Origin of the sequence: Micropruina sp. (assembly GCF_047607385.1) — a bacterium.
Classification (GTDB): Bacteria; Actinomycetota; Actinomycetes; order Propionibacteriales; family Propionibacteriaceae; genus Micropruina.
On record NZ_JASGDE010000171.1, the window covers coordinates 1 to 7228 of the forward strand.

A 7228-nucleotide genomic window follows, 5' to 3' on the forward strand; every position below is an offset into this window, starting at 1 on the left:
CCGGAGAGCCCGCCGAGGGTCTCGGCGGGCTCTCCGGCGGGTCTCAGTGCGCGGCTTCGTGCCAGGAACGTCCGGTGCCGACCGAGACCTCGAGCGGGACGGTCAGGTCGACGGCGTGGCCCATCTTGTCGCGGACCAGGACCTCCATCGCCTCGGCTTCACCGGGGGCGATCTCGAAGACCAGTTCGTCGTGCACCTGCAGCAGCATCCGGGAGGACAGGCCCTGGTCGACCAGCGCCGACTCGACGTCGAGCATGGCCACCTTGATGATGTCGGCGGCCGAGCCCTGGATCGGGGCGTTCAGCGCCATCCGCTCGGCCATCTCCCGACGCTGCCGGTTGGACGAGGTCAGGTCGGGCAGGTAGCGACGACGTCCCAGCAGGGTCTCGGTGTAGCCGGTCTTGCCGGCCGTCCGGACGATGTCGCGCAGATAGTCGCGGACGTTGCCGAACCGCTCGAAGTACTCCTCCATCAGGCCCTTCGCCTCGGAGACGGCGATCTTCAGCTGCTGGGACAGACCGTAGGCACTCAGCCCGTAGGCCAGCCCGTAGTTCATCGCCTTGATCCGGGCCCGCATCCCGGTGTCGACGTCGTCGGGCGCAACCCCGAAGACTCGGGCCGCCATCACGGTGTGGAAGTCCTCACCGGAGCGGAACGCCTCGATCAGCCCGGCGTCGCCAGAGGCGTGCGCCATGATCCGCATCTCGATCTGGCTGTAGTCGGCGGTCATCAGGCTCTCATAGCCGGCACCCACCACGAACGCCTGCCGGATCCGCCGGCCCTCCTCGGTGCGGATCGGGATGTTCTGCAGGTTCGGGTCGGTCGAGCTCAGCCGCCCGGTGGCGGCGATGGTCTGGATGTACGTGGTGTGCACCCGGCCGTCGTCGACGATCGACTTCTGCAGCCCCTCCACCGTCTGCCGCAGCCGGATCTGGTCGCGGTGCCGCAGCAGGTGCGCCAGGAACGGGTGCTCGGTCTTGGCGAACAGCGACTCCAGCGACTCGGCGTCGGTGGTCCAGCCGGTCTTGGTGCGCCGCGTCTTCGGCATGCCGAGCTCGTCGAAGAGCACCTCCTGCAGCTGCTTCGGCGAGCCCAGGTTGATCGGCCGGCCGAGCACCGCGAAGGCGTCCGCCTCGGCGGTCCGGACGGCGTTGTCGAAGTCGCCGTGCAGGGTGTCGAGGTAGTCGGCGTCGACGGCGATGCCGTCGCGCTCCATGCCGGCCAGGGTGCGCAGCAGCGGCAGCTCGACGTCGGCCAGCAGCGAGCCCTCGCCGCGCTCGCCCAGTTCCTGCTCCAGCGCCTGGGCCAGGTCGATCACGGCCCGGGCCCGGATCATCGAATCCTGGCCCTGGTCGGGGTCGTCAAAGTCCAGGGTGAGCTGGTCGGACGCGGCCGCAGCCGCCCCTTCCGCGCTCAGTTCGCGCTTCAGGTGCCGGGCGGTCAAGTCGCCCAGGTCGTAGACCCGCTGATCGGGGCGCAGCAGGTAAGCCGCCAGCTGGGTGTCATTGGCCAGCCCGTTCAGCTCCCAACCCCGCGACCAGATCGCCAGCAGCGGACCCTTGGCGTCGTGCAGCGCCTTGGCCGCGCTCGGGTCGGCCAGCCAGGCCGCCAGGGCGTTCTCGTCGTCGGGGACCAGTTCGGTGACGTCCAGCCAGCAGGCGGCACCGTCGGCGGCGGCCAGCGCCAGGCCGGTCAGGTCGCCGGCACCGGAGCGCCACCGGCCGGTGACGTCGAGGCCGGTCAGTTCGCCGCGCCCGTGCTCGGCCAGCCAGTCGGCCAGGGCGCCCGGCTCGAGCACGTCGCCGACCACCTCGAAGCCGCCGGACGGCCCGGCCTGCTCGGCCGGCAGGGTCTCCATCAGCCGGTCGCGCAGCACCCGGAACTCCAGCCCGTCGAAGACCGTGTGCACCGCCTCGCGATTCCAGTCGCGGCGCTCCAGGTCGCCGACCACGACCGGCAGTTCCAGGTCGCCGACCAGGGCGTTCACCTCGCGGTTGCGGACCACGTCGTCGAGGTGCGCGCGCAGCGATTCGCCGGCCTTGCCGGGGATCTCGGCGGCCCGGCGGACGATGTTCTCCAGCCCCTCGTAGGCGGCGATCCACTTGGCGGCGGTCTTCGGCCCCACCCCGGGCACGCCGGGCAGGTTGTCGGACGTCTCGCCCACCAGCGCCGCCAGCTCCGGGTACTGCGCGGGCGGCACGAAATAGCGTTCCAGCACCGTCTCGGGGGTCATCCGGATCAGGTCGGAGACGCCCTTGCGCGGGTACAGCACGGTGACGTCGGGGGTGACCAGCTGCAGGGTGTCGCGGTCGCCGGTGCAGATCAGCACCTTCAGCCCCTGCGCCTCGCCCTGCCGGGCCAGGGTGGCGATGATGTCGTCGGCCTCGAAGCCGTCCAGTTCGACGTGGGTGACGTTGAGCGCGTCCAGCACCTCTTTGATCAGCGCCACCTGACCGGTGAACTCGGCCGGCGACTTGGAGCGATTCGCCTTGTACTCGCTGTACAGGTTGCTGCGGAAGGTCTGCCGGGAGACGTCGAAGGCCACCGCCAGGTGGGTGGGCTGCTCGTCGCGCAGCACGTTGATCAGCATCGAGGTGAAGCCGTAGACGGCGTTGGTGTGCTGCCCGGTGCTGGTCGAGAAGTTCTCCACCGGCAGCGCGAAGAACGCCCGGTAGGCCACCGAATGGCCGTCGATCAACAGCAGGGTGCCTGGGGAGTCGCTCACCCCAGCGAGGGTAGCGGAGGCCGCCGACAAAAGCGGACGCCGCAGGACGCCGGCAGGACGCCGCGGCAGCGATGTGGAATCGTAGGCGCCATGAGTCTGCCGGAGTGGGCCGAGGGCATCCGCAGCGCCCTGGACGACAAGATGGGCATCGAATTGCTGGAGCTGAGCCCGCAACGCAGCCGCGGCCGGATGCCGGTCGAGGGCAACACCCAGCCGTTCGGGTTGTGGCACGGCGGCGCCTCCTGCGTGCTCGCCGAGACCCTCGCCTCGCTGTCGGCCTACGCCGAGGTGGGTCCGCAGGGCCGCGCCTTCGGCGTCGACATCAACGCCACCCATCACCGGCCGGGCACCTCGGGCTGGGTGAACGGCGAGGCCACCGCCCTGCATATCGGCGGCCGGCTGGGCACCTGGGAAGTGGTGCTCACCGACGACGCCGGTCAGCGGATGTGCACCGCCCGGGTGACCTGCGCCCTGGTCCGGCCGCGCACCGCATGACGCCGGACGAACTGGTCGCGACGCTGCGCGCCGCCGGCTGCGTGTTCGCCGAACAGGAGGCCGAACTGCTGCGGGACGCCCCGGGTCCGCTGCAGCCGCTGCTGGACCGCCGACTGGCCGGCGAGCCGCTGGAGCAGGTGCTGGGCTGGGCCGGCTTCGACGGCCTGCGGGTGGCCCTGGCGCCCGGGGTGTTCGTGCCCCGGCGGCGTTCCGAACTGCTGGTCCGGCTGGCCGCGGACGGCGTCCGGTCCGGCGACGTGGTGGTCGACCTGTGCTGCGGCAGCGGCGCACTGGGACTGGCGCTGCGCACCCGGGTGCCCGGAATCGAGCTGCATGCCGCCGACCTCGACCCGGACGCCGTGGCCTGCGCCCGCCGGAACCTGCCCGGTGCCGCGGTCTGGCAGGGCGATCTCTGGGACGCCCTGCCGGAACGACTGCGTGGCCGGGTACGGGCGGTGCTCGCCAACGCGCCCTACGTGCCGTCGGATTCGATCGCGCTGATGCCGTCCGAGGCCCGCGATCACGAGCCCCGGCACACCCTGGACGGCGGCGGCGACGGCCTGGACGTGCACCGCCGGATCGCCGCGGCGGCCCGCGACTGGCTGGCTCCCGGCGGGCGGCTGCTGATCGAGGTGTCGGACGCCCAGGTCGGCCCCGCCGTCACCGTGTTCGGACGCGCCGGGCTGCCGGCCACCGTGCACACCGACGAGGAACTGGACGCCACCGCGCTGATCGGCACCGCGCCCGACGCCGGCTGAGCCCGACGCCGACTGAGCCGGGCACGGCCCCGGTCGCCACCGCGTCCGGACATGCCACTGCGCCGGCCCCGCCGACGATGCGGCAGGACCGGCGCAGTCTCGATGTCAGTTGACTGAGCGAACGCTCAGGCGCCCGGACCGTCGAACCTGGCGGCGATCAGTCGCCGCAGGACCCGAGGGTCACCGCCTCGCGCGCTCGACCCATGATCGACGTCACCGGCAACCACGTGCCAGATCGCGCCCTTGATGTTCTGATAGAAGCGCCCATCCCGAAGGGAATCGTATGCCTCTGCGCTGTTCACTTTTCCTCACTCCTTGCGGTTGAATACATCTCAGTATACCGTCTTGCACACGAAGATTCCAGTCAGCGCACGACAAGGTTTCAATCTCGTTACAGCAGACCCCTCCGACAGCGGTCTGCCCGCCGACAGCCGGCCACGCCGGGTCACCGACGGAGCCGGGTTCAGCGGGCAGCGGGGTTCAGCGCTTGGGCTGCTTGCCGGTCTTGGTGTGGCCGATCACGCCTTCGGCGACCTCGCGCATCGACTTGCGCAGGTCCATCGCGGTCTTCTGGATCCAGCGGAAGGCCTCCGGCTCGGTCAGCCCCAGCCCCTCCATCAGCAGGCCCTTGGCCTGCTCGACCAGCTTGCGGGACTCGAACCGCTCCTGGAGATCGTCGATCTCGTCCTCGAGCGCCTTGAGCTCGGCGTGCCGGGCCATCGCGACCTCGATCGCGGGCACCACGTCGGAGGCGTCGAAGGGCTTCACCACGTAGGCCATCGCACCGGCCTCACGGGCCCGCTCGACCAGCTCGCGCTGCGAGAACGCGGTCAGCATCACCACCGGCGCGATCCGCTCCTCGGCGATCACCGAGGCTGCCGAGATGCCGTCCATCTTCGGCATCTTGACGTCCATCACGACCAGATCCGGCTCCAGCTCGCGGGCCATGGCCAGTGCCTGCTCGCCGTCGCCGGCCTCGCCGATCACCTCGTAGCCCTCGGCGGTGAGCAGTTCGACCAGGTCGAGACGGATCAGCGCCTCATCTTCGGCGACGAGAACACGGGCGCGATCTGCGGTGGATGCGTCATCGGACGTCATTGTCTGCACTCTTCTGTCGTGAATATGGGGAGGCCGGTCGGCACAGGTAGCACCTTACTCCGCCAGCAACACCGGTGAGAATGTGGCATGATCGTAGGGCTCCAGCCGGGGTGGCGGAATGGCATACGCGGACGGCTCAAACCCGTCTGCCCGCAAGGGCATAGGGGTTCGACTCCCCTCCTCGGCACCGGATCCGACGGTCGCGAGCCCCGATCCCGCGTTGTACGCTGCCCGGTATACCTCATCGAAGGAGACCCGGTGGCCCACGAACGATCGACCCCCCCGATCGCGGCCGACGCCGTGCACGAGCATCTCCGCAACGCGATCCTGAGCGCGGAGTACCGCCCGAACCATCGCCTGGTCGAGCAGGAGTTGTCGACCCAGCTCAACGTCAGCCGGACGCCGGTCCGCGAGGCGCTGCTCCGGCTCAAACAGGAGGGCCTGGTCGTCCAGCACAAGGGCTGGGTGGTCCGCGACCACGCCCCGCACGAGATCGTCGAGCTGCTCGAGGCACGGGTCGAGCTCGAGGCGTCCGCGGCCCGGCTGGCCGCCGGCCGGATCACCCCCGAGACGCTGGAGGAGTTGCTCGACCTGATGGACCGGATGGAGCACACCGCCGCCCGGGCCGAGGTGAACCAGCTGAACGACGAGTTCCACGCCTTGATCACTCAGTCCGCCAAGAACCACGTGCTGGCCGACGCCGCCCGCAGCACGATGATCAACTACTGGAACTTCAACGCTCCGATCGTGTTCACCGAGGCGGACATCAGCCTGGTCAACGAAGAGCACCGCGCACTGCACGCCGCCCTGGCCGCCGGTGACGGCGAGGCGGCGGCCGCGATCGCCCGGACGCACGTCGGGCGGACCGCCGACATCATCACCCGGGCATTGCGGCTGGATCCGCGGTGACCGGGGTGCCGGTGCCGCTCACCGCCGCCTACAGCCACCTGTTCCGCGGCGTCCGGCTGAGCCTGCCCCGCGAGGGGGTCGACCTGCCGCTGGGCCCCGGGGCCGTCCGGCTGGCGTTCAGCGACGGCGTCGAAGTGGACGCGGAGTTGCTCGCGACGGCCGAGGAGAGCCTGGTGCTGTCGGTGCCGAGCTATCGGACCAGCGCCGGCCACGCCGTCGACGCGGCGCTCTGGCCGGTGCTCGACGTCACCGACGGCGCGGACGCCGACCAGCTCAGCGTGCGGCTCGGTCCACGAATCGTCTGAGCGGACGCCGGCCCGGGGCCGCGCGCAGCGTCGAGACACCGAACCAGACCACCCCGGCCAGCACGATCCCGATGCCCAGCCAGGACTGCCAGCCGGGTCGCTCGCCCAGCACCAGCACGCCCAGCGAGATCCCGACCAGCGGCTGCAGATAGGTGTTCAGGCTGGTGATCGTCGAGCCCCAGGTGGCGATGAAGTAGAAGAACAGCACGTAGCCGAAGGCCGACCCCAGGGTGCCCAGCTCCAGCACCGCCAGCAGCGAACCCGGGCCGACGTGGGCCGGCAGCCGCCAGTCGCCGCTGATCAGCAGCACCGGCAGCAGCCACACGGTGCCGAAGCCCAGCTGCAGCAGCGCGGTCAGCAGCGGATGCACCATGGAGACGAAGCGCTTGGTGTAGACGTTCGCCGCGGCGTAATTGGCCGAGGTGACCACGATGACCACCGACCAGAACAGATTGCCCGAGCCGCCGGAGCTGCCCAGGGTGAGCACCACCACCCCGGCGAACGCGATGCCGACCGCCACCAGCCGACCTACGCCGAAGACCTCGGTGCGCAGCCCGAGGGTGGCGATCAGGAAGACGAAGATCGGCGTCGTGCTGGACAGCACGATCGCCGTCGAGGAGTCGACCCAGACCTGGGCCCAGGTCAGCAGCGTGTAGGGCAGCGCGATGCTGATCAGCCCGAGCAGCACGAAGTGCCGCCACAGCGCGGCCGTCCGCGGCCACCGCGGCCGGATCACGGCCACCACCACGGCCAGGATCACGGTGGCCAGCAGCATCCGGATGAAGACGATCTGGAACGGCGTGAAGGCGTCCAGCGCCAGCGCGGTGAAGAAGAAGCTCGAGCCCCACACCGTGGTCATCAACGTGTAGAGCGCGATCCGGCCCGGGGTGACCGGGCCGGACGCGGCGACGTGGCGCGGGTGATCGACCCGCGCCACG

The 7228-nt window shown here is 70.5% G+C and carries 7 protein-coding genes and 1 tRNA gene; 5 read left to right on the forward strand and 3 right to left on the reverse strand.

Features of this window, described 5'->3' with window-relative positions:
• Positions 1–43: 43 nt before the first annotated feature.
• Positions 44–2725, reverse strand: coding sequence for a DNA polymerase I (gene polA / locus QM582_RS14985; protein WP_415085711.1), 2682 nt, complete (start codon positions 2723–2725; stop codon positions 44–46).
• Between the two features lie 90 nt (positions 2726–2815).
• Here polA and QM582_RS14990 point away from each other — a divergent pair, with 90 nt between their 5' ends.
• Both QM582_RS14990 and QM582_RS14995 read left to right on the forward strand, forming a co-directional pair.
• Positions 2816–3220 (forward strand): PaaI family thioesterase, encoded by a 405-nt coding sequence (locus QM582_RS14990; protein WP_415085713.1) that lies wholly within the window; start codon positions 2816–2818, stop codon positions 3218–3220.
• Positions 3217–3978 (forward strand): putative protein N(5)-glutamine methyltransferase, encoded by a 762-nt coding sequence (locus QM582_RS14995; RefSeq protein WP_415085715.1) that lies wholly within the window; start codon positions 3217–3219, stop codon positions 3976–3978. The genes QM582_RS14990 and QM582_RS14995 overlap by 4 nt, the downstream gene beginning before the upstream one ends.
• 480 nt (positions 3979–4458) lie before the next feature.
• Here the strand turns inward: QM582_RS14995 and QM582_RS15000 are convergent, their stop codons facing one another.
• Positions 4459–5076, reverse strand: a complete 618-nt coding sequence (locus QM582_RS15000) for an ANTAR domain-containing response regulator (protein WP_415085716.1) — start codon at positions 5074–5076, stop codon at positions 4459–4461.
• A 104-nt stretch (positions 5077–5180) separates the two neighbouring features.
• Here QM582_RS15000 and QM582_RS15005 point away from each other — a divergent pair.
• The 3 genes from QM582_RS15005 to QM582_RS15015 all read left to right on the forward strand — a co-directional run bounded on the left by QM582_RS15005 (position 5181) and on the right by QM582_RS15015 (position 6290).
• Positions 5181–5263, forward strand: a tRNA-Leu gene (locus QM582_RS15005).
• Between the two features lie 71 nt (positions 5264–5334).
• Entirely contained in the window at positions 5335–5985 is a 651-nt protein-coding gene (locus QM582_RS15010) for a GntR family transcriptional regulator (RefSeq protein WP_415085717.1), read from the forward strand.
• A complete protein-coding gene (locus QM582_RS15015) occupies positions 5982–6290 on the forward strand; it encodes a hypothetical protein (RefSeq protein WP_415085718.1) in 309 nt (102 codons plus the stop codon). Before QM582_RS15010 ends, QM582_RS15015 begins: the two co-directional genes overlap by 4 nt.
• Here the strand turns inward: QM582_RS15015 and QM582_RS15020 are convergent.
• On the reverse strand, positions 6259–7228 hold a 970-nt coding region (locus tag QM582_RS15020; protein WP_415085720.1), incomplete at its 5' end, for a DMT family transporter. The genes QM582_RS15015 and QM582_RS15020 overlap by 32 nt on opposite strands.